This is a genomic window from Sulfurospirillum deleyianum DSM 6946 (assembly GCF_000024885.1).
In the GTDB taxonomy this organism is placed as follows: Bacteria; Campylobacterota; Campylobacteria; order Campylobacterales; family Sulfurospirillaceae; genus Sulfurospirillum; species Sulfurospirillum deleyianum.
Window position 1 is genome coordinate 749,109 of the sequence record NC_013512.1, and the last position, 22,533, is coordinate 771,641.

General features: G+C 36.1%; 23 protein-coding genes and 1 tRNA gene. 16 read left to right on the forward strand and 8 right to left on the reverse strand.

The window, feature by feature from the left end; all coding sequences use genetic code 11:
* Positions 1 to 25: 25 nt before the first annotated feature.
* Positions 26 to 2,014 carry an EAL domain-containing protein gene (locus tag SDEL_RS03845; RefSeq protein WP_223295840.1) on the reverse strand — a complete coding sequence of 663 codons (1,989 nt, stop codon included), beginning with the start codon at positions 2,012 to 2,014 and terminating at the stop codon, positions 26 to 28.
* Positions 1,950 to 2,837: a phosphatidylserine decarboxylase gene (locus SDEL_RS03850; protein WP_012856548.1), complete on the reverse strand. Its 888-nt coding sequence runs from the start codon at positions 2,835 to 2,837 to the stop codon at positions 1,950 to 1,952. Before SDEL_RS03850 ends, SDEL_RS03845 begins: the two co-directional genes overlap by 65 nt.
* An 86-nt stretch (positions 2,838 to 2,923) precedes the next feature.
* Here SDEL_RS03850 and dbpA point away from each other — a divergent pair, with 86 nt between their 5' ends.
* Both dbpA and SDEL_RS03860 read left to right on the forward strand, forming a co-directional pair.
* On the forward strand, positions 2,924 to 4,315 hold the full coding sequence (gene dbpA / locus SDEL_RS03855; RefSeq protein ID WP_012856549.1) for an ATP-dependent RNA helicase DbpA: 1,392 nt from the start codon (positions 2,924 to 2,926) through the stop codon (positions 4,313 to 4,315).
* A 20-nt stretch (positions 4,316 to 4,335) separates the two neighbouring features.
* Positions 4,336 to 5,661, forward strand: coding sequence for a protein NO VEIN domain-containing protein (locus tag SDEL_RS03860; RefSeq protein WP_012856550.1), 1,326 nt, complete (start codon positions 4,336 to 4,338; stop codon positions 5,659 to 5,661).
* A gap of 62 nt (positions 5,662 to 5,723) precedes the next feature.
* Here the strand turns inward: SDEL_RS03860 and SDEL_RS03865 are convergent, their stop codons facing one another.
* Complete coding sequence (locus SDEL_RS03865; RefSeq protein WP_012856551.1) at positions 5,724 to 6,434, reverse strand: YebC/PmpR family DNA-binding transcriptional regulator; 711 nt, start codon at positions 6,432 to 6,434, stop codon at positions 5,724 to 5,726.
* Between the two features lie 94 nt (positions 6,435 to 6,528).
* Here SDEL_RS03865 and SDEL_RS03870 point away from each other — a divergent pair, with 94 nt between their 5' ends.
* Positions 6,529 to 7,125, forward strand: coding sequence for a lactate utilization protein (locus SDEL_RS03870; RefSeq protein ID WP_012856552.1), 597 nt, complete (start codon positions 6,529 to 6,531; stop codon positions 7,123 to 7,125).
* Here the strand turns inward: SDEL_RS03870 and SDEL_RS03875 are convergent.
* Genes SDEL_RS03875 through groES form a run of 3 tightly spaced genes read right to left on the reverse strand, consistent with a single transcriptional unit; the run spans position 7,122 to position 9,903 of the window.
* The gene (locus tag SDEL_RS03875; protein WP_012856553.1) at positions 7,122 to 7,904 is read right to left on the reverse strand and encodes a hypothetical protein; all 783 of its coding nucleotides are present in this window, start codon (positions 7,902 to 7,904) and stop codon (positions 7,122 to 7,124) included. The genes SDEL_RS03870 and SDEL_RS03875 overlap by 4 nt on opposite strands.
* Before the next feature lie 60 nt (positions 7,905 to 7,964).
* On the reverse strand, positions 7,965 to 9,605 hold the full coding sequence (gene groL / locus SDEL_RS03880; RefSeq protein ID WP_012856554.1) for a chaperonin GroEL: 1,641 nt from the start codon (positions 9,603 to 9,605) through the stop codon (positions 7,965 to 7,967).
* Positions 9,606 to 9,636: 31 nt separating this feature from the next.
* Entirely contained in the window at positions 9,637 to 9,903 is a 267-nt protein-coding gene (groES, locus tag SDEL_RS03885) for a co-chaperone GroES (RefSeq protein ID WP_012856555.1), read from the reverse strand.
* A gap of 212 nt (positions 9,904 to 10,115) precedes the next feature.
* Here groES and SDEL_RS03890 point away from each other — a divergent pair.
* Both SDEL_RS03890 and SDEL_RS03895 read left to right on the forward strand, forming a co-directional pair.
* A tRNA-Met gene (locus tag SDEL_RS03890) sits at positions 10,116 to 10,192 on the forward strand.
* Between the two features lie 197 nt (positions 10,193 to 10,389).
* Complete coding sequence (locus SDEL_RS03895; protein ID WP_012856556.1) at positions 10,390 to 11,649, forward strand: tyrosine-type recombinase/integrase; 1,260 nt, start codon at positions 10,390 to 10,392, stop codon at positions 11,647 to 11,649.
* A gap of 182 nt (positions 11,650 to 11,831) precedes the next feature.
* On the opposite strand, the gene SDEL_RS03900 is transcribed toward SDEL_RS03895, so the two are convergent.
* On the reverse strand, positions 11,832 to 13,199 hold the full coding sequence (locus tag SDEL_RS03900; protein ID WP_012856485.1) for an IS4 family transposase: 1,368 nt from the start codon (positions 13,197 to 13,199) through the stop codon (positions 11,832 to 11,834).
* Between the two features lie 395 nt (positions 13,200 to 13,594).
* On the opposite strand from SDEL_RS03900, the gene SDEL_RS03905 reads away from it, so the two are divergent.
* From SDEL_RS03905 to SDEL_RS03955, 11 genes are all read left to right on the forward strand, one after another.
* A complete protein-coding gene (locus tag SDEL_RS03905) occupies positions 13,595 to 13,789 on the forward strand; it encodes a helix-turn-helix transcriptional regulator (RefSeq protein WP_012856557.1) in 195 nt (64 codons plus the stop codon).
* Between the two features lie 2 nt (positions 13,790 to 13,791).
* Positions 13,792 to 14,181 (forward strand): hypothetical protein, encoded by a 390-nt coding sequence (locus tag SDEL_RS03910; protein ID WP_012856558.1) that lies wholly within the window; start codon positions 13,792 to 13,794, stop codon positions 14,179 to 14,181.
* A gap of 269 nt (positions 14,182 to 14,450) precedes the next feature.
* Complete coding sequence (gene trbJ, locus SDEL_RS03915; RefSeq protein WP_012856559.1) at positions 14,451 to 15,227, forward strand: P-type conjugative transfer protein TrbJ; 777 nt, start codon at positions 14,451 to 14,453, stop codon at positions 15,225 to 15,227.
* Positions 15,228 to 15,237: 10 nt separating this feature from the next.
* Positions 15,238 to 15,603 (forward strand): EexN family lipoprotein, encoded by a 366-nt coding sequence (locus tag SDEL_RS11625; protein ID WP_012856560.1) that lies wholly within the window; start codon positions 15,238 to 15,240, stop codon positions 15,601 to 15,603.
* Between the two features lie 7 nt (positions 15,604 to 15,610).
* On the forward strand, positions 15,611 to 16,795 hold the full coding sequence (locus SDEL_RS03925; protein WP_012856561.1) for a type IV secretion system protein: 1,185 nt from the start codon (positions 15,611 to 15,613) through the stop codon (positions 16,793 to 16,795).
* A 3-nt stretch (positions 16,796 to 16,798) separates the two neighbouring features.
* Complete coding sequence (locus SDEL_RS03930) at positions 16,799 to 17,482, forward strand: hypothetical protein (RefSeq protein WP_012856562.1); 684 nt, start codon at positions 16,799 to 16,801, stop codon at positions 17,480 to 17,482.
* A gap of 211 nt (positions 17,483 to 17,693) precedes the next feature.
* Entirely contained in the window at positions 17,694 to 18,053 is a 360-nt protein-coding gene (locus SDEL_RS03935; RefSeq protein WP_012856563.1) for a plasmid mobilization protein, read from the forward strand.
* Positions 18,043 to 19,608, forward strand: coding sequence for a TraI/MobA(P) family conjugative relaxase (traI, locus tag SDEL_RS03940; RefSeq protein WP_012856564.1), 1,566 nt, complete (start codon positions 18,043 to 18,045; stop codon positions 19,606 to 19,608). Before SDEL_RS03935 ends, traI begins: the two co-directional genes overlap by 11 nt.
* A 152-nt stretch (positions 19,609 to 19,760) precedes the next feature.
* Positions 19,761 to 20,318 carry a hypothetical protein gene (locus SDEL_RS03945; RefSeq protein WP_012856565.1) on the forward strand — a complete coding sequence of 186 codons (558 nt, stop codon included), beginning with the start codon at positions 19,761 to 19,763 and terminating at the stop codon, positions 20,316 to 20,318.
* A gap of 154 nt (positions 20,319 to 20,472) precedes the next feature.
* Positions 20,473 to 21,840, forward strand: a complete 1,368-nt coding sequence (locus tag SDEL_RS03950; RefSeq protein WP_012856485.1) for an IS4 family transposase — start codon at positions 20,473 to 20,475, stop codon at positions 21,838 to 21,840.
* A complete protein-coding gene (locus SDEL_RS03955) occupies positions 21,785 to 22,117 on the forward strand; it encodes an LA2681 family HEPN domain-containing protein (protein WP_148209241.1) in 333 nt (110 codons plus the stop codon). The genes SDEL_RS03950 and SDEL_RS03955 overlap by 56 nt, the downstream gene beginning before the upstream one ends.
* Here SDEL_RS03955 and SDEL_RS03960 read toward each other — a convergent pair.
* Positions 22,107 to 22,514: a hypothetical protein gene (locus tag SDEL_RS03960; protein ID WP_012856567.1), complete on the reverse strand. Its 408-nt coding sequence runs from the start codon at positions 22,512 to 22,514 to the stop codon at positions 22,107 to 22,109. The genes SDEL_RS03955 and SDEL_RS03960 overlap by 11 nt on opposite strands.
* Between the last annotated feature and the right edge of the window lie 19 nt (positions 22,515 to 22,533).

Genomic DNA, 22,533 nt, shown 5'->3' on the forward strand with positions numbered 1-22,533 from the left:
ACTACATCTTTACATGTAAAAAGGATTATAAACGCTCAGGTTTCCCAAAAAAATACCCCTGCGAATAATCAATCCCCATATCTTTTACCATTTTAAAAATAGTTTCATTTTCAACAAACTCAGCGACTGTTGTGAGCTTTTGTTTTTTAGCAAAGAGCATAATGGTCTCTACAATATGTTGATTGACTCTATTGGTATGAATATTTCTAATTAAACTGCCATCAATCTTTAAAATATCAGGTTCAAAAAAGAGTAAGCGCTCAAAGTTAGAATATCCCGTTCCAAAATCATCAATCGCAATTTTAACCCCTTGTGCTTTCACCTCGTGGATAAACTGTTTGATCTGCAAAACGTCTTTCATATTTTCACTCTCTAAAAGTTCAAAAATAAGGCGAGGGGCGTGTTTTTTGTAGCGTTGTAAAAGCGTGTAAATCGTCTCTAAAATGCTCTCTTGCTCAATGTCTTGCATGGAGAGGTTAATAGAAATAGCGACTTTAGGGATTTTTTCCAAGGCATTAAAAGAATTTTCTAGCACAATTTTGGTAATTTTTGTGGAGTAGCGCCCTTTTTTCGCAATGTCCAAAAAGGCGTGTGGGGCGAGTACATCTCCTTCTTCATTTAAAAGGCGCACTAAGGATTCGTATTTTTCAATCTGTTGGGTTTGGTTATTGACGATGGGTTGAAAATAGGAGAGGATATTTTGCCTCTCTATCGCCGTTTTAATCATATAGAGGGTTTCAATATTTTTCAAAGCAGTATGATATTCGATGTCGCTGAGTCCATCTGCATAAATAATCGACTCTTTGGTCGCAATCGCATGGTCAATGCCAATTTTTGCATCTTCAAAGATTTTAAACACACCATAGGTATAACTGCACACCACGGAGATATCATACTCAATGCCATCTACTTTGATTATATACTCCTTAACGCTAGAGAGAAACTGCTCTAGGGTTTCATATAACTCCTCTTTACTCGCTTGACAACTGCGTCTATCAATGACAAAGGCATATAAGCCATTTTCCAAAAAATAGACTTTCTGAAATCCACAAATGGAAGGCATAAGATAAAGAAGTGCTTTGTAAAATGTCTGTTCGATTTTGCTGATACTGGCTTTATCATAAAATTTTTCTAAAATCGCATAATCTTCGATTTGAATGAGGATAAGAACGCAGAGTTTATGTGCTTCTAAAAAATCAAAGAGTTGTTTTTTATCACTCATAATGGCGGTAATATCATGGCGCAGAGAAATATACTCTTCCACTTCACCATGTGCGTTTAAAAGAGGTTGAATGGTTGTTTTTACATAGTAGCTTTTACCATTTTTGGAGCGATTTTTAACGATGCCCTGCCAGATTTTTTTCTCTGTTTTAATGGTATGCCATAACTCTTCAAAAGTGCTTCGTGGCATATCGGGGTGGCGAATGATATTATGACTTTTGCCTAAAAGCTCTTTTTCTTCATAGCCTGAGATGCGGCAAAATTGTTCATTGACATAGATAATTCGACCTTTTGCATCGGTTTTGGAGATAATCGAACTGGCATTGGTCACCTGTTTGTACTGTTCTAAAAGCAATGTTTTTTGACGGTTTTCTCGTCTTAAAATAATCGTATCAAGAATTTTTTGAAGTGTGGTTGCAAATTGGGCGAGGCTCAGTGGTTTAAAAAGGTAGCCATCCACACCGATGGTAACGGTTTGAGGAAAAAGATGCGTTTCATGCAATTCCGAGAGTACAATGATAGCAACATCGCTGTTATGCTGACGAATTTTTTCTATAACCTCAATCCCTGTCATTAATGGCAAGGATAAGGTCGTAATAATCACATCAAGACGGTCATGATGGTTTAAATAGAGATGAAACCCCTCTTTACCATCTTGTGCTGTGAGGATATGGTCGAAAAATTTTGAAAAAAGATGTAGCGCACTCTCTTTGGCATGTTCGTTATGCTCAAGGTATAAGAGGCGCATCTCCTTGCTCATTTCTCTGAGTGTCGCAATGTGTGGTCTTTCCACTCAATTCTCCTAGTGCTTGTCCAAATTTAATATGTGCAATATCTTTTAATTCTAAGGAAACAGACTCTTTTTCAAAGAGCATCACAATGGTTGATCCCATCTCAAACATCCCTAGCTCTTCTCCTTTTTTCATCCAAAGATTATCGTAAAGATAGCATTGTTGTAAAGCGCCTTGGGCGTTGGTTTGAATACGCTCATCAAACGTAAATGAAATTTTTCCCACATTGAGCGCCCCGACAAAAACCATATAAAAAAGTTGGTTCTCTTTGGTGTAGCACTCTAGCACCACACGTTCATTCTCCACAAATAGTCCCTCAATTTTTTTAAGCCATTTAAAATTGACAGGATAGAGTTTTCCAGGAATGTGTACCGCTTTGGCAATACGCATATCAATAGGAACATGGTAACGGTGGTAATCCCTTGGAGCGAGATAAAAATTGACAAAATCACCACCTTCAAGGCGATCTTTCTCTTGTTTAGCGATATAATCGCCCAAAAGCGCACGGACACTGTACGAAAAGCCTTTAATTTGAAGGGCTAAGTCATGTTTTACTTTGCCATACGCACTAATGGTACTATCGCACGGAGAGATAAGCGTTTTTTCATTGATATTAAAAAGACGTTTGTGTTTGAGCTTTCGTGTAAAGAGTTTGTTAAGGCTTGGATAGTTTTTTGCCTCTTCAAATTCACTCAAATCAACTTTCATCGTCGAAACGTAGCTTTTGTTGATAGCGATTTGAAGGGCTGGTGGGAACTCTTTTGACGCAAAAACGCCAAAAACACGAGACGCAATGGAGCTTTTAAATTTTGGATAACGTTGCATAAGACTCTTTCGTAAATGTAATTAAAGAATTGATTATACCAAATGATTGTAAGGTTTTTATAAAAAAATGTGATACTATTTTCACCATGAAAAAACAAACAACTCCCTTTAATCATTTGATTCAAAACAGCGCTATGCTGGAAACTTTAACGCGTTTGGGGTACCATAACATGACCCCTATTCAAGAAGCTTCATTGCCTTTTATTTTAGAAGGACGTGACATTGTTGCCAAAGCAAAAACAGGCAGTGGCAAGACACTTGCCTTTGGTTTGCCGCTACTTTTAGCTTTACATGTAAAACAGATGCGCATCCAATCGGTGGTTTTGTGTCCCACGAGAGAACTTGCTGAACAGGTGAGTGCGGAGCTTCGTAAATTAGCGAGTTTTACACACAATATTAAAATCGTCACTCTATGCGGGGGCGCTCGTTTTGTGCCTCAGTGTATCTCTTTGGAACATGGCGCACACATTGTGGTCGGCACACCGGGGCGCATTTTGCAGCATTTGCAAGAAAAAACCATCAACTTTGAGCACATTAAAACACTCGTACTTGATGAAGCAGATAGAATGCTGGATATGGGCTTTTACGAGGATATCGAAAAAATCATCGCTAAAATGCCCAAAGAGCGTCAAACTTTGCTTTTCTCCGCCACGTTTCCCAGAGAAATAGAGCAGATGTGTCAAGAGGTGCAAAAAGAGGCGTTACAGATAAGCGTTGAAGAAGAGCAAAAGAGCGCACCTCTTAGCATCTCTCAAATCGCCTTAAAGGTCGAAGAGCGTGAAAAAGAAGCAACGCTTGAAGCGTTTTTATTAAACGAGATGCCAAAGTCGGTCATTATCTTTTGTAAAACCAAAGTGGCGGTTTCAGCATTGCAAAGCTCTCTGTACGAAGCAGGTTTTGATGCGCTTTGTTTGCATGGTGATTTGGAGCAGATAGCCAGAGATGAGAACTTACTGCTTTTTGCCAACGGCAGTGCGCAAATTTTAGTTGCCACCGATCTTGCTGCACGAGGACTGGATATCAAAGATGTGGAGATGGTCATCAACTATGAGCTTCCGCATACCATAGAAATCTACACGCATCGCATCGGCAGAACGGGGCGCATGGGCAAAGAGGGCAAAGCAATTAGCTTTGTGACACCTAGCGAAGAGAGCTTTTTGCATGAACTAGAAAGAGTGGGATTTGCCTTTACATGTAAAGATGCACGTGAGATTTTACCTTTACATGTAAAACCTAAAAGAGCTGAATTTATCACGCTGTGTATCGATGGCGGTAAAAAACAAAAAGTGCGTGCGGGTGACATTTTAGGTGTTTTAACCAAAGACATTGGTTTAGAGGGAAGCCTCATTGGCAAAATTGATATCTTAGAAAAATACGCCTACGTTGCCATAAAGAGAGAATACGCCGATAAAGCCTTTAACGGACTCTGCGCTACGACGATTAAAAACAGACGGTTTAAGATATGGAAGTTGGGGTAAGTTTTTAAAAAGGGAAAGTAATGTCTAGATATATGCTTATTAATGGGGAAAATCAGCGTATTTATAATAAATTTTTAGAATTTAAAGAGAGCTTCTTTGATAGGGGTCTCTCTTTTTTTGATAAAAATATACAGCTTTTCGATAATGATGAAGTTTTTGATGAATTTGAGCAAAGATGTATTACAAATTATGATTCATCTGCTAAAAATCACGAAGAAAAATTTTTCAAACAACTCCAAGGTTCATCTGCAAAAGTAAGACATTATTTTGCCAATCTTTCTTGGTTACATGATTATCCAATTTATGATAAAAAGATAGCAACAAAACATAATGAATTAAAGCAGTTTTTAGATACTTATTACATAGAGGAAAATGTTGAAAAAAGTTTAGCTGAAGCTGGTATTGCATCTTATGGAAACTTGAGATTTCGTATTTATGAAGATATCGTTTTTTTACATTTTTTTATAAAAGAATATCGTAAAACAAACTCAAATCCGCATGATATTATTAAAGATATTAATTTGACAAAATTAAGAAATGAACTTTCAGATGAAAAATTTAATAATGTTCAAGCTGTTCCATCAAGGCATATGCTAAATTACCTTTTTAATCCCGATTATTATGAACCGATAGTAGATTCTGCATCTAAACGAAAGATAGTTGAGTTTTTTAACTATGATTGCTTTAAACAAGATATAGATGATTGTATTTATCAAATTAGAGAAACACAATTTGGTTTTGAAGATAGTATCTATGAATATGTCTTGAACAACGAAGATAATTCCACAAGAAAATCTATAGCAACAATTATTAAGTATGATAAAGAAGATAATAAATCTGATGATTTGATAATACTTAATTGTACGGCTGATAGCAATGAAGACTTATTTGAAAATGCAAAACGTAAATTAGAGAATGGAATCAGTGCTGAAGAATTAGTATATCAGTCAATCAAAAAAAATGTAGATAAAAAAGTATTTGTCAATCATTTTGTAAAATATTATCATGCAGAGATTGGGATTGTTGTTGAAAATTTTGATAAATTAATTCATTACTCAAAACATTATAATCGATATGCCCCTTTTGATCTCATTTCAACTAGAGGGCAAGAGCTTATATTTATCGAAGTAAAAAGTACTTTAGGTAATGAAATATATTTTTCGCGCAGTGAAATTAAGTTTGCATATAAACATTTAGACAATTATCAAGTTAAAGTTGTTAAGGATAAAATCATATATGATATTGATATAAAAGATACTATTAAAGAAGTATTTGAAACATTGTATGATAATCAACAATCATGGCAATGCGAGACAATACAATTTAAAGTTCACTTTAACAACTAAAACCTTTTACAAGTAAAGAGAAAAAAGGCTAGAGGGCTTTACATGTAAAGCCCTAAAAAGTGTTAACCAATGTTCGTATAAACCGCTTGAACGTCATCGTCATCTTCAATTTTTTCAATGACCTTTTCAATGTCCACCATTTGCTCTTCTGTGAATGAAAGAGGGGTGTTGGCAATGCGCTCTAGGGTTGCTTTAGTGAGGGTGATGCCAAGGCTATCAAACGCACTGTTTAGGCTTCCAAAGTTGGTGTAATCCGCATAAACCAGTACCACGCCATCTTCTTCTTCAATCTCTTCAAGCCCTGCATCAATGAGTTCTAACTCAAGTGCTTCAATGTCCATGTCAGGTGTTTTAGCAAATTCAAAAACGGCTTTGCGTGAGAACATAAAATCCAGTGAGCCGTTGTTAAGCATCTCTGCGCCTGATTTTTTAAAGGCACTTTTAATGTTCGCAACGGTTCGGGTGTTATTATCGGTGGCGCATTCGACAAAAAAGAGTGAACCATGCGGTCCTTTGCCCTCATAGGTCACTTCGCTAAGCGTTTGGGCATCTTTCCCAAGCGCTCGTTTAATGGCGGCATCAATGTTGTCTTTAGGCATATTTTCCGCTTTGGCATTGAGAATGGCGGTACGAAGTTTTGCATTACTTTCAGGGTCACCACCTCCCTCTTTTGCTGCCATCATAATGGCACGGCCAAGTCTAGGAAATACACGGGACATATTTCCCCAACGCTTCATTTTTGCGGCTTTTCGGTATTCAAACGCTCTTCCCATAGGGTTTTATTCCTTCTTCAGTATATGATTTGTTTTTCTAATTATACCTTTTTAAAAATAAGAGTATTATTTTGCAAAAACAAAGGAAATAGGGATGGAAAATCTAAAAAAAGTGTATGAAAAGCATGGATTTGAGTTAATTTGTATTCCTAACAAAGAAGAGGCGCTTCGTGTGGCAATGAGTTTTGTGAAACCACAGATGCGCATTGGTTTTGGAGGCTCAACCAGTGTCAAAGAGATTGGGTTGTATGAGTATGTGACTTCACGCAAAGACATTACGCTCTTTAATCAATACGAATCAGGCATTAGCATGGAAGAAAATGTAGAACGAAGAAGGCAAGGGCTTTTGGTGGATTTGTACATTTGCAGCACCAATGCACTGAGTAAAAATGGCGAACTCATTAATGCTGATGGAAGTGGAAATAGAGTTGCGGCACAAATGTTTGGACCTAAAAAGGTTTTGATTATTGCGGGTAAAAATAAACTGGTTGAGACGATTGAGGATGGATTTAAGCGGATTCGTGAGGTTGCAGCACCTAAAAATCTTGAGCGCATGAACAACGTTGCCAAAAGTATGGGAAAAGTACCTCGTTATACTCTTGAAACGATAGGACAGAAGTTTAGTTATATCACTGGGGATGAGGTAGGTAGAACGAGCATTATTTTAGTCGATGAGGATTTAGGTTTTTAAAATTTTGTGGTGAAATTGATGCTAAATTGGTTTTCTTGTTTATCGATGCCTGTTTTATCGTAAGCAATGCCAAGATTAAAATCTTTTGAAAGTTCATTGAGTTTAAATGAACTATAAATGCCTGTGTAAGAGAGGGTGTTTTGGGTGTCATTGGCGATGACATAGCGTGAGCCAAATAACATATCTTTACGAAGCGCATAATTAACATCGAGTGCATAGGCCTGCGTATTGGGTGCGTAGTTGTTGGAGCTTAATGTCGAAGAGGTGGGCAAAAGGGTGTCTTTGCCATCTAAATTACTATTGGCATCATGCATTCCATCAAACACTTTCGAGTATGCCACGTAGCTTCCAAAATTTTCATAATTCATTTGTGCTTTCATACCCAGCGCATTGACCATAGAAATATCACTTTGGCTAAGTGTTTGCTTATAGGTATCTGTATAGTAGTTTGCACTAAGTTTATATCCAAAATCAGACGATTCTTTTGCATAGAGTGCTTCTGTGTAGTAAAGGGTGTTTTCACTCTCACTAAAAGCAGTTTGTGTCGCAAAAGACTGAGTGGCAAGTTCAACTTTTAAGCCTCCTATGGGCGCACTTTGGTAACGAAAAAGAAGTTTTTGTGTGCGTGATGCAGAGTAGGGATTTGCATCTTCTACGCCTTCATCATACGTTGCGTTTATTTTATGACTTAAATTGCCATCGAGTAGGGCATCTATGAGTGTATCAGCTGCAAAAAGTGTATGGGTAAAAAAAATGAAGTTAAAAATGAGTTTTTTCATGATATGTGAGAGTGTAAAGCCACAAAAATGGCTTTACATGTAAAAAGCAGAGGGAATGATTTACATCATTCCGCCCATGCCTCCCATACCACCCATGCCGCTCATATCTGGCATTGCAGGTGCTTTATCTTCTTTTGCATTGGTAATGGTCGCTTCTGTGGTTAACAGTAAACTTGCCACAGAAACCGCATTTTGAAGCGCAATACGAGATACTTTAACCGGATCAACGATGCCCGCCTCAAACATATCCACATACTCGCCTGTTGCAGCGTTAAAGCCATAGTTTGCTTTAGTACTTGTAAGAACGTTGTTTGCAACCACACCCGCATCAAATCCTGCATTTTCAGCAATTTGTTTTAGAGGAGCTTTAAGCGCACGTGTGACGATTTCTGCACCAATCGCTTCATCACCGCTTACGTTAAGCTTGATTTTTGCATTGGCAAGTAAAAGTGCAGAACCACCTCCCACAACAATACCCTCTTCAACAGCAGCTTTCGTCGCAGAAAGAGCGTCATCGACTCTATCTTTTTTCTCTTTCATCTCTGTCTCAGTCGCAGCCCCCACTTTAATAACCGCAACACCACCACTGAGTTTTGCTAAACGCTCTTGAAGTTTTTCTCTATCATAATCACTGCTAGTCTCTGCGATTTGTGCTTTGATTTGCGCCACACGTGCATCAATGCGTGCTTTATCACCGTTACCATTGACGATGGTTGAGTTGTCTTTATCAATGACAATGCGAGAAGCTTGACCTAAGTCTGCTAGTGTTGCACTCTCTAATGTACGTCCCAACTCTTCGCTAATCACTTCACCACCACTGATAATAGCGATATCTTCAAGCATTGCTTTTCTTCTATCACCAAAACCTGGCGCTTTAACTGCTGCAATATTTAGAACACCTCTGAGTTTATTGACAACGAGGGTTGCCAACGCTTCACCATCAATGTCTTCAGCAATGAGTAAAAGAGGTTTACCTGTTTTTTGAACTTGCTCTAATACTGGAAGTAAATCTTTAAGGTTAGAGATTTTTTTATCAAACAATAAAATATAAGGATGCTCTAAAACGGTTTGCATTTTCTCAGGATTGGTTACAAAGTAAGGAGAAAGGTAACCACGGTCAAATTGCATACCCTCAACGACGTCTAACTCATCTTGAATACCTTTAGCTTCTTCAACGGTAATAACGCCATCTTTGCCCACTTTTTCCATTGCTTCAGCAATTAACTCACCAATAACCGTGTCAGAGTTGGCTGAAATGGTTGCCACTTGAGCGATCTCTTTTTTATCTTTAACAGTTTTTGACATCGCTTTAAGCTCAGCGATAATCGCTTCAGCCGCTTTATCCATACCACGTTTTACTTCCACAGGATTTGCACCAGCGGTGATGTTTCTAAGACCCTCTTTGAAAATAGCATGCGCTAAAACGGTAGCAGTGGTTGTACCATCACCCGCTTGGTCTGCCGTTTTGGAAGCGACTTCTTTCACCAGTTGTGCACCCATGTTTTCAATAGTATCTTTAAGCTCGATCTCTTTTGCCACAGAAACACCATCTTTTGTAATACTTGGCGCACCAAAGCTTTTTTGAATCAAAACATTGCGACCACGTGGTCCCATGGTTACTTTTACAGCATCGTTGAGTTTTTTAACACCTTCATAAAGGGCATTTCTTGCATTGTCTGAAAATTGAATCTCTTTTGCCATACTTTTCTCCTAAATTTTTTTTAAATTTTAATTATAAAACACCCAAAATATCATCGAGGTTCATTACCAAATAGGTTTTCCCATCGAGTGTTAGTTCTGTACCAGCATATTTGCCAAATACAACTTTATCTCCAAGTTTGACAAGTCCTTTTTCTTCAACTTTAGGACTAATAGCTCTAACAATACCGCTAAGAGGTTTTTCTTTGGCATTGTCAGGAATGATAATACCTGTTGCAGTTGTAGTAGCTTCTTCGATTCTCTCAAGAAGTACACGTTTACCAAGTGGTTTGAAAGTCATGTGTTCGTCCTTTTGACTAAAATTTTTAGCACTCGTTTGTTGCGAGTGACAGAATTTTACTTGAAAATCATTCAAAAGTCAAGAAAAAAACGCTTAAAGTTTAGTCTATAATGCTCAATGTTTTTTAGTTTTTGAATGCAAAATATAAAATATTTCAAAATTAACCTAACTATAAGTTTCTTAACTATATAATTCCAACCTCTTTTAACCACGTCAAGGTAGCTCAGCTGGTTAGAGCGCTGGTCTCATAAGCCGGAGGTCGAGGGTTCGAGTCCCTCTCTTGACACCACTCACTCCTACAATACACTTTAATATCCATCAACTTAATCATTAAAAGTACCTAAAAATAGGCAACATTTGAATTTTTTCCTACAAATAGCATTTATATTATTCAGATGAAAATAATATTTTTTGCAGTAGGATTTACAGTAGAAGAAAATACTGTATACAGTATTATGAAAAACTACTGTAAAAAAAGGTACTGCGATGCCCAAAAAAGTTCTCCCATTAACCGATACAGAATTGAAAAAATCAAAGATTCAAGAAAAAACCTACCGTTTAACTGATGGTGCAGGGCTTTATTTATTGGTAGAACCTAATGGTTCAAAGGGCTGGAGGTTAGATTATACTCGACCAAATGGTGGTCGTAACACTATCTCATTGGGGACTTATCCTACAATTACATTATGCGAGGCAAGAGAAAAGCGTGATGAACTGAAAAAGCAGATTAAAAAAGGTGTTGATCCCTCTTTAGAACGAAAGGGAGTGAAAGAACTCCAAAGAGAAGAAAAAGAAGCTGATCATGCCGAAGAGGAACGTAAACAAAATACTTTTGAAAAAGTTGCAAGAGATTTTTTTGAAAGCATTACTATCGAACTTGTTCCAAAGTATCACTCATCAAAACTAGCTCGATTAGAAAATCATATATTTCCTTACATGGGCAATATTCCTATAGACCAAGTAAGTCGTTTGATGATTATAGAGCATTTAGAACGACTTAAAGCCGCAAATAAAATAGAAACTGCACGACGAATACTTAATATCATTGAACAAGTTTATCGTTATGCTGTTACACATGAGCTAGCTCCACATAACATTATTGCTGACATTGATAAACGCTACGTTATAGGCAAAAAAGAGGTACGACATTTCCCTACAATCACTGATCCAGTTGAGATAGGAAAACTTGTCCGCATGATTGACGAATATCCAGGTGATATCTCAACTAAATACGCGTTGAAGCTTGCTATATTGACGGCACAACGTCCATACAATATCCGCTTTGCGGAGTGGAACGAATTTGACTTAGAAAGAGATGTATGGCAGATTAGCGCGGAAAAAATGAAAATGAAACGTCCACATATTATTCCAATTATTCTACAAATAAAAACTATCTTACGGGAACTTGAACCTTTTACTAAAAATAGATCACAGTATTTGTTCCCAGCACTTACATCAAATGTTCGGCCAATTAGTGAAAATACCATGAATCAAGCATTGCGACGTCTCGGTTATACCAAAGAAGAGATTGTCTCTCATGGATTTAGAGCAATGTTCTCAACAATTGCAAATGAACATATTCCTGAACATGGTTTTCACAGTGATATTATTGAACGTCATTTAGCACATAGCGAACAAAATAAAACCAAAGGAGCATACAATCGCGCAGAATATTTGAATGAACGACGTGGATTGATTGAATGGTGGGCTAATTTCTTAGATAAAGTGAGAATGAATAAGCCTTAAACTCTAACTAATAATCTTCAAAATCTTCTATATATGTTACAAAAATAAACATATTCAAATAAAATTTTTATCCAAATAATCTTCAAAATAAATAAATTTATATTTAAAAAAAATAGTTAAATATTAAAAATATAATAAATATAATGTTTTAGGCTTTTTTTACTGATTTTTGACAATATAACTCATCTTTCGCACCTAAATCCCAGCAATTCTTGAGTTGCACTTCGTAGTGTAGCAATTATACTGGTAAAATCCTTATTGTTCTTTACAATCTCATCAATTTGTGCTATTTTGTCCATTATTTCAATAAACGCTTGCATAGCAATAGAAAGCGTGTAGAGTTCACACTCCAAATCTTTAAATAATCCACCAATGGTTTTTGGCTCATGGCTGATTCTATTGATGTAGCTGACAATATTGTAAGCAAAGAATGAAAGTGTCATTCTAGCAATCAGTGCTTCATAGATTCTATTTTCTTCTTGTCCAAACCCAAAGTATTCTCTGAGCTCTTTATAGCCTTGTTCTATATCCCATCGTCGTTTATAAATCTCAATAATCTCTTCATCATTGAGTTCTAAATCGGTGGAGACAATAGGGATGAGATTGTCGGTGGTTTTAATAAAAACAATTTTGAGTTTCCCTGCATTTTTATGTTCAACAACGGTTGAAAAATAGCTAAAGCGAATCTTCTTGCCATATGTTCCCACTTTGGCATTTTTAAGCTTTTTGTGTTTTTCATACATGGCATTCAGTGTTTTTTCTTTGTCATTAAAGTTCCAAATCTTAGTGTTGTTAGCAATTCTTGAAATGACCTTTAGACCCAAATCGTTCATCTCTTGGATAAAGGCTGGTTTAGAGTACCAACTGTCAACCAGCAAGTAATCAGCGTATATACCACTGTGTACAGCTCTTTTTACCATAGCCAATGCTATCTTAGACTTACCCTCCATAATCTCCATTCTTCGTTTGTAAGCGTTGCAACGGATATCGAGTTCTGTACTAAACTCTTCAACTTTAACGCGGGCATAGTTTCCCATGCTCATTGCAAAATCTATCATAAAATTTGAATAACCATCACTATAATTCAAAGAAACAACATTGATCCCTCTAATGGTTCGCTTCTCTTTATTGCTCCAAAGTCCATCACGACTCCCCTCTATATATTTACCTGTTTTACCCTCAACCGTATCATCCATAATAAAGACTTTTATTGACGAAGCATCTTGGACTTTATGCAAAAGCTTGATGATTTTTAAAGTGCTTAAAGAGAGAAGTTTTCTCCAGTTGTAGCTACTATTTTGCAAAAGTCTGTAGTAGGTGTCTTTTTTAAAACTCTCATTGCTTTGGTGCATAAACGAAGATATCTTTTTATTCATCACCAACATATAGACAAAGTGTAATACAACAAGATAGGGGGCTACGCCTTCTCTTTTCTTTACAAAGTTAGCACGGTGTAAAATACTCTTGATGTTTAAGAGTTGCAGTGTTTGATATATGGGGTTTTTAAGCGTTGTATTTATGGCCGATAGGATCTGTTCTTGAAGATTCATGGATGATATTCTTTATTTTTATTATAGCTAAAAGTGCCTAATATAGGGCTTTAACAGACTTTTTTCATTTGTCAATATGGAGATGGCACTCTTCTAAACGCTCGAAAGAATAGCCTTTTTAGACTATTCTTTTATTGGAATTAGGTGCGAAAGCTCAGAATATAATTTAACCTTTTAAGCCATAATACTTAATTATGAGTGATTTATCTGCAATTTTTATTGACAATTAATAGATATTTGTAATTTTTATTGACAACAAAAATAAGAAATTATTATAATTGTAATTTTCTTTTGTTTGTAGTAGGATGGTCTTGTTTGAAGAAAATGACTTCACTTTCTTGGGTATTAACTGGTAGTGAAGACATATCAAAACATTCATGTTACAAGGAATACAAATGGAAAATATTTATAGTCCAGTATTACGCGAAAAAAAAGCGGCAGAGCGTTTAGCCGTCGCTACGTCGACACTTTGGCTATACACGAGACAAGGTAAATTGAAGTCAATACGATTATCACCAAAAGTGACTGTGTGGTTACAATCTGATTTAGATGCCTTTATACAAAGTCGAATTGAAGATATAGAGAAATAATTATGGCTGAGCGACGAATGTTTGCTAAATCAATAATTGACAGTGACCTATTTTTAGATATGCCAATATCTTCTCAATGCTTATATTTTCATTTAGGGATTAGAGCAGACGACGATGGCTTTGTTAATAATCCAAAAAAAATTGCAAAAATGATTAATGCGAATGATGATGATATGCGTATATTGTTTGCTAAAAAATTCATTATCACTTTTGCAAGTGGCGTAATTGTAATTAGTCATTGGCGTGTTCACAATTACATTCAAAAAGACAGATACAAGCCAACTACTTTTCACCAAGAAAAGGCAGTTTTGGGCACTGATACAAATAATGTATACACTTTGGATACAGAATGTGTACAAGTTGGATACGCAGGTAAGGTAAGGTTAGGCTAGGTAAGTCTCTTTTACACCAAAAAAGAAAAAAAGGACTTTCAAGTTAAAAAACTTATTAAAACTTACCTAATTTTGAATTTGGATTATGAGTGAAACTTAATTATTCAATGATAATAAAGGCCTATACCCTAAAAATGGTTATTTCTTTGGTGTTCACAACAAGCTTTTGGATAAGAATGAGAGTTTTAAAAGTTATATAACTTTCAATGTCAAATCGTCAAATCCTTGGAATAGCTGAAATGAAAAAATATTATAAGGAAAGTACAAAGATGAGAACGAAAACAAATTCAATTGTCTTAATTGCTTCATTATTCTTGGTTACCAAGGTTTTCGGAGGTGCGGCGGCTGGTGGTGCAAGTGAGGTAACACAAATTTTAAATAATGCTCAACTTATAATGCAATATGCCAAACAAGTTGAGCAATATACAACACAACTCAGTAGCCTATCTCAACAAATCCAACAAACTCAAGCAATGCTCCAAAATCTTCAACAGCTATCACCGTCACAATGGAGTATGTTTTCTCGTGATCTTGTTCAATTAAAAAACTTGGTGCAACAGTCTCAAGGGGTTACGTTCGCCGCGTCAAATCTTGACAGTCAATTTTCAACAATGTATCCAGGATATGACAGTCAATTTTCATCTGCCGGTCAATCTTATTCAGCCCGTAACACGACGTTTTCAAACCAATACAAAAACATCAATGCAAGTACCAGGGCGAACACTAACGGCGCGCTCAAGTCTCTCAATTTACAAATGGAGGACTTTACAAGTGATGATGAAACAATGGCCACATTGCAAGCACAAAGTCAAAGTGCGGACGGACAAATGAAAGTAGCACAAGCGGCGAATGAAATTGCTCTACACCAAACAGAAGAGAATAAAAAACTCCGTTGGACTTTAATGACACAAGCAAGCACCGAGGCGGCTTGGATCGCGGCACAGAATGAGAAAGAAACGGCACAGCAAGCTTTATCAGAACGTCGCATAAGTGTTGAAAAAACAGATAAATCAAATGGCAAATCAATAGATACTTTTATCAAATAAGGAGTTACCAATGTATAAATTTAATCCTATGACACAAACAATTGTAGAAGTCAAGGAAGCTACACGTTTTGAGAGAATTAAAAGAACACCTGTCCCAGGGTGGGTTATGCTTTTAATTACTTTTGTACCACCGTTGTTAATTATTTTGTGCTTAATTGGTTGCGGTAGCGAAGAGATTAAAACCGTTGAATATTATAAAACACATGTTGATGAGGGCAAAGCTAAGATAGCAGAGTGTAAAAATAATCCTGGCGTTATGAAAGAAAATCCTAATTGCATTAATGCAATTGCGGCATATCGAGAGAGCGACACAAAACATGTTCATCCAAAAGGTAAAACAATGGATGATTTTATGCCAACCTACACCAAAGAATGAGCCTAAAATGAAAAAGATCATTTTCTTTCTTTTCCTACCGGTCTTTATTTTTGCCGCAGTAAGCCCCGATAATCAAACGCAAACCTTGTTAACTGATTTTCAAGTGGCAAGTGTTTCGTGGAGAGCTTCTTTTCTTCCCGCGGCAAAATATGTTTTTTGGTCATTGGTAACGATTGACATGGTGATTGAATTTGGATTTATTGCACTCAAAGGAGAGCTTGGATTTGATGCGATTTTTGTACCATTACTCCGAAAAATTCTTATAGTTGGTTTTTTCCTTGCACTGTTTCAATATAGCAATTGGTTAATTTCAATACCGAGTTCTTTGAGTCAACTTGGAAATCAAGCCAACGGTGTTTCTGTTGACGTTGATAGTGTCCTCAATTATGGAATTGATATTGTCAATGATCTTTGGAAAGGCATATCCCTCTTTCATATAGGCGATTCATTAGCTTTAGTTATTACGGGAATAATTTTAATCGTCTCTTTTGCTTTAATGAGTGCTCAACTCTTTGTTACAACCGTAAAAATGTACGCACTTTTATCTGTTGCCCCATTGGTTTTTTCCCTTGGGGGGCTAGGTCAAACTCGACAAATGGCATATAATCCTATTTTTGCGATTATGAAAGTTGGGTTTGAATTATTATTTTTAAAGCTGTTTATGGGGCTTACGATTAATAAGATGAAAGATTTTGCGGCTAATGTTGACACGGATAACAACTCAATTTTAACCATGATAGCAATGGCCATTCTAATGGTGTGCGTTGTGCAGATGATCCAAGGACTAGTTGAGGCTATTTTATCAGGTTCTTTGGGTTCAAATTCAACCACCGGGCTTGGCTCTGCAAGAGCTATGATGAGTGGAGCGACTGGTGCGGCCGTTGGTGCGGTCGGAATGGGTGCGGCAGTTAAAGTGGCATCAAATCTCGCCAAAGAACAAAGAGCTGGTGGCGATTCTTCGGCATCAACATTTAAAAATCTCCGCTCCGCTTTTGCTGATGATGTCAAACGATCCTTTGCGGGTGAAAATATCGGTGGAGGTTCCATAGGTGGACGTATGGCTTTTAAACATTCTAGTGCTATAGGGCTAAGCGGTCAATCACAAACACGAAGCACATTTGATAGCGTACAAAAAAGTAATTTTCAACGCGAAAATGAAGAGCAAGCTTTTGCCGCATCTCAAAAAGAGTAAACCATGAATCTTATTATCCGACCTAATCATCAAGAACATGATCCTTCGTTAAGCGAATGGGAACGATTGGCATTTTATAACCTTGTCTGTTTTTTTAGAATGTATCTTTTAGACGCTCCAAATAAGGAAAATTTAACGATCAAGGCAAATACGATAAAAGATATGATCAACTTCTCTTCGATCAAAGAAGCGGCATATAGTGAGCAATATAGACGTCATTTTATCTTAAACGAAGATCATCGAAGCAAAACCGTGATTGATCAGCTATTTAATTTGCTTGGAAGTGACCTAAACTTTTCTTTGGAGTTAAACGAAAAAGGACAGTCTAAAAGATTTTCTTTTTTTTCCTCTATTGCAATTTCAAAAGATTTACAGACGTTTACGCTTGTCCTTAATCCTGAATTCTGCCAATTGATACTTGAGCATTACAGGCTTTTAATCCATCACGAATGGATCAAAGCGGGGATTACTGATTTGGCGGCATTGTATATTTTTGACAAAATAAACAACCACTCAAATGTTTTTTCAATGATCATTTCACTTGATATAACAGATGAATACGAAGAGGCGCTTGAAATGTATCAATCAGGTATTGAAGAAATAAATGCAAAAGCAGACCTTCTACTCTTGATAGAGCCAATTATAAGCAATGGTCAACCCAGGGCACTTAAGATTAGAGAGAATTAGGTATTTTTACACAATTATAGGCAACTATTCGCAACTTTAGCCAACTATACGCAATTAAACGCAACTTTCGCCAATTATGCACCTACAATCAATGTATTTGCGTAAAATTGGCTAAAAGTGCGTAACGTATGAGGACAAGATAGGCCAAAGTTTAACTTTGGCTACTTGAATTTACTCACGCTTTGCGTTCGACATAGAATAAGGATTGAACATGGAAAATGAAATCACGATACGAAACAAAGTTATAGGTATTAAATGTACTAAAAGTGAGTATGAAGACATAAAAGATTCAGCGTATATATTCGGGATGAAGCCATCAACGTATATGAGAAGCCTTGCCCTGAATTATCCACGCACCAGTCGTATTGATGCGATGGCTTTTTTGGAGTTGGGTAAATGTCGAGGAGACCTCGGCCGTCTTGGAGGACTTCTCAAAATGTGGCTTACCAATAAAAATCGACGTACGGGATTAGATGAAATGGATGTTAAAGTATTACTTGAAAAGATAGAAATGAGACAAGACGAAATCATCGCATGTACTCATAAATTGGTGGCGTTCAATGATCGTTAAAAAAATAGCCAAAATGAAGAAAGCCGGTCAAGGAAGTTTTTCAGGATTAGCTGATTATCTTATAGACGTTAAACACGAAGGCGAAAAGGTGATGGGACATCATTTTTCTAATTGTAATTTTGAAAATGATTTTTCATTGAATATCAAAGAAATTCATTGCACTCAGCAAGTTAATACAACGGCAAAAAGCGACACAACGTATCACTTGATAGTGGCATTCCAGGAAGACGAAAACCCCTCACTAGAAATTATGCAATCAATCGAAGATGAATTAGTCAAAACCGTTGGCTTTGAATATCATCAACGCTTAAGTGTCATTCACGACAATACCAACAATCTACACATGCATATTGCGATTAATCGCATTGATACTCAAAACTTTACATGTAAAAAAGAGATGCTTGGAGATATTCGTATGCTTCAGGAAAAAGCGGCCGAACTTGAGGAAAAATATGGCCTTAAAAAAACCAATCATGTTCCCCAAAATAGAGATCCGGTAAAAATCAAAGATAAAGAGATACACACTGGTGTCAAAAGCTTTTTAACCTGGATCAAAGAATCGGCATTACAAGAGATCAAAGACGTTATAAAAGATGAAAATGCATCGCTTGAAACGTTACAAAAATCATTCAATAAATACAACCTTGAGTTAAGAGAAAGAGGCGCGGGATTAGTGATTTCGGATAAAAGTCGTGCGCTCTATGTTAAAGCGTCTGATGTTGACCGAGACCTTTCTAAAAACAATCTTATCAAACGTTTTGGAACGTTTACAAAGATATCAATAGACGAACCGATTATGACGCAATTTGGAACTAAAAGCTCTTCGCTTTGGGCCGAATATAAAACCATTATGCATGAAAGACAAACGAGTCAAAAAGAGTTACTCGATCAATATTCACATAAGAGCAAAACGGCATTTACGGAGCTAAAAAACGATTATGCAGAACGTAGAGCATTGGTTAAAAGCGATCCAAAATTAAATCCTTACGTCAAACGCGAAGTCTATCGGTTGCTCAATGGTGAGCAAGCAAAAGCCTTTAAAGAATTAAAAATAATGTTGAATGAAGAGCGAGCAACAATTTCTCAAAAAAATCGATACCAAACATACACTGATTTTTTAATTGATAAAGTCGCGATTGGTAATGTCGATGCAGTCAAAACATTACACCGCAAAGCCATAGATGATCCAAATGTAAATGCGCTCATTTTACAAGATGAAACGAAAGAGAGCCTATTTTTACATATCCTTCCAGGGCAAAAGCCTCACGTATCAAAAAGTGGTTCGATTTTCTATAAAATTGACGGAGGCAAAATCATCGATACTGGGCGTACATTAAAGCTCGTATATGAAAAAAGTGAAACTGCTTTTAGGGAGTTTATGGATTTGGCAAAAATCAAATTTGGAACTATGAACACGCTTTTAATCCAAGGAAATACGGAATTTAAAAATATGGTTTATGTGCTGAATGAATCGATGAAATTGGGACTAAAGTTGCCTAAGCAATATCAAAAAATAGATTATGAAAAATCAGAGAAGAAAGGAATGGAACTATGATTTACTCACTTTTTCATCAAGAATAACTATGTTAAAATAACAATGAAAATTCATATTAAAGTTTTATTTACATGTTATAAGTATTTTTATCGCCAATTTAGTGGTACTTGCATTAGTTTTAATTACAAATAACTTTTTACTAGGGAAGACCAATGACACTCTCTCAATTAGATGAATTAGCAAATATTATTGATAGAGATTGTAAAGAAAAAAACGAAAAAGAGCTACATACAATTATTTCAATAAATCAAGAATATGTCGAGACTCTATTTGATTCAAAAATAAAAGCAACGTTATATTATTTTTTAGCAAATGCTTGGAGTGCATTAAGAACAATTAAGCAAGAACAAAATACATCTGTAATTTGGTATTATGAACAACATGAACTGAATCAAGAGATTATTCATCTTCGCAAAGCTAGGAATGAAAAAGATTTCTCGAAATTACGAATTGAATATCAATGTTCTATACTGACAAATTTGGCAAATATTTTCAGTCATGCTGGTAGAACAATTCAAGCAATAAGATTATACTCTCAAGCTCTAAATATAGAATCAAATTTTTTCATGGCTCAAGCTAATAGAGGTACATGCTTTTTAACATATGCGAGGTTAGACCATGATGAAGACAATAGAAGTATTTTTGTCAAGTTTGCATATGATAATTTAAAAGAAGCAATAAATAAAATTTCTCTTTATATTAATAACTGAGCTTTCGCACCTAATTCCAATAAAAGAATAGTCTAAAAAGGCTATTCTTTCGAGCGTTTAGAAGAGTGCCATCTCCATATTGACAAATGAAAAAAGTCTGTTAAAGCCCTATATTAGGCACTTTTAACTATAATAAAAATAAAGAATATCATCCATGAATCTTCAAGAACAGATCCTATCGGCCATAAATACAACGCTTAAAAACCCCATATATCAAACACTGCAACTCTTAAACATCAAGAGTATTTTACACCGTGCTAACTTTGTAAAGAAAAGAGAAGGCGTAGCCCCCTATCTTGTTGTATTACACTTTGTCTATATGTTGGTGATGAATAAAAAGATATCTTCGTTTATGCACCAAAGCAATGAGAGTTTTAAAAAAGACACCTACTACAGACTTTTGCAAAATAGTAGCTACAACTGGAGAAAACTTCTCTCTTTAAGCACTTTAAAAATCATCAAGCTTTTGCATAAAGTCCAAGATGCTTCGTCAATAAAAGTCTTTATTATGGATGATACGGTTGAGGGTAAAACAGGTAAATATATAGAGGGGAGTCGTGATGGACTTTGGAGCAATAAAGAGAAGCGAACCATTAGAGGGATCAATGTTGTTTCTTTGAATTATAGTGATGGTTATTCAAATTTTATGATAGATTTTGCAATGAGCATGGGAAACTATGCCCGCGTTAAAGTTGAAGAGTTTAGTACAGAACTCGATATCCGTTGCAACGCTTACAAACGAAGAATGGAGATTATGGAGGGTAAGTCTAAGATAGCATTGGCTATGGTAAAAAGAGCTGTACACAGTGGTATATACGCTGATTACTTGCTGGTTGACAGTTGGTACTCTAAACCAGCCTTTATCCAAGAGATGAACGATTTGGGTCTAAAGGTCATTTCAAGAATTGCTAACAACACTAAGATTTGGAACTTTAATGACAAAGAAAAAACACTGAATGCCATGTATGAAAAACACAAAAAGCTTAAAAATGCCAAAGTGGGAACATATGGCAAGAAGATTCGCTTTAGCTATTTTTCAACCGTTGTTGAACATAAAAATGCAGGGAAACTCAAAATTGTTTTTATTAAAACCACCGACAATCTCATCCCTATTGTCTCCACCGATTTAGAACTCAATGATGAAGAGATTATTGAGATTTATAAACGACGATGGGATATAGAACAAGGCTATAAAGAGCTCAGAGAATACTTTGGGTTTGGACAAGAAGAAAATAGAATCTATGAAGCACTGATTGCTAGAATGACACTTTCATTCTTTGCTTACAATATTGTCAGCTACATCAATAGAATCAGCCATGAGCCAAAAACCATTGGTGGATTATTTAAAGATTTGGAGTGTGAACTCTACACGCTTTCTATTGCTATGCAAGCGTTTATTGAAATAATGGACAAAATAGCACAAATTGATGAGATTGTAAAGAACAATAAGGATTTTACCAGTATAATTGCTACACTACGAAGTGCAACTCAAGAATTGCTGGGATTTAGGTGCGAAAGATGAGTTATTTATCAGTGTTGTTGAACCAGAAGCGCAAAAAATTAATGAAATAAGAAATTATTTGGAACATAAATTTATCAATATTAAGGCTATAGATATAACTAACTCAGATAGAGAAAAAATACCAGATATAACGATAGATGATTTAGAAGAGAAGACATTGCACTTAGCGCAAATGGCTCGTGAAGCTCTAATATATCTATCAGCTACAATATATCAAGAAGAATGTATTAAAAATGAAAATCTTAGTTTATTGCAGGAATTAAAGACTAAATCTTAAGCTCTCTAATCAGGCGTTCACGCTCACCGGTTGGATTAGCGAAGAGTTTTTCTTTGGTGTCCTCTGTCAGTATCATGATATCGCCGAATAGCTCTGAAGTGTCAAGTTCTGCACAATAAGCCATATTTTTAACCGTAAGCTCATCCATGTAATCATCATCCATGTAATCATCATCCATGTAATCATCATCCATGTAATCATCATCCATCTGGTCGTTATAAAGGCCAATAGCATTGCCGTGTTCAATCGTTGCGATCGTTCTAAGCAATAGAAGCTTTTCACGCTTATTTGTGTCTTGTTCTTGCACCAAATAGTGATTAATCTCTTTAATCTCTGCGACATACAAACTAGCGGCCTTTTTGATTTTTTCACATGTAGCATTATTTAAAATTGACATTTTAATCCTCCTTGATGGT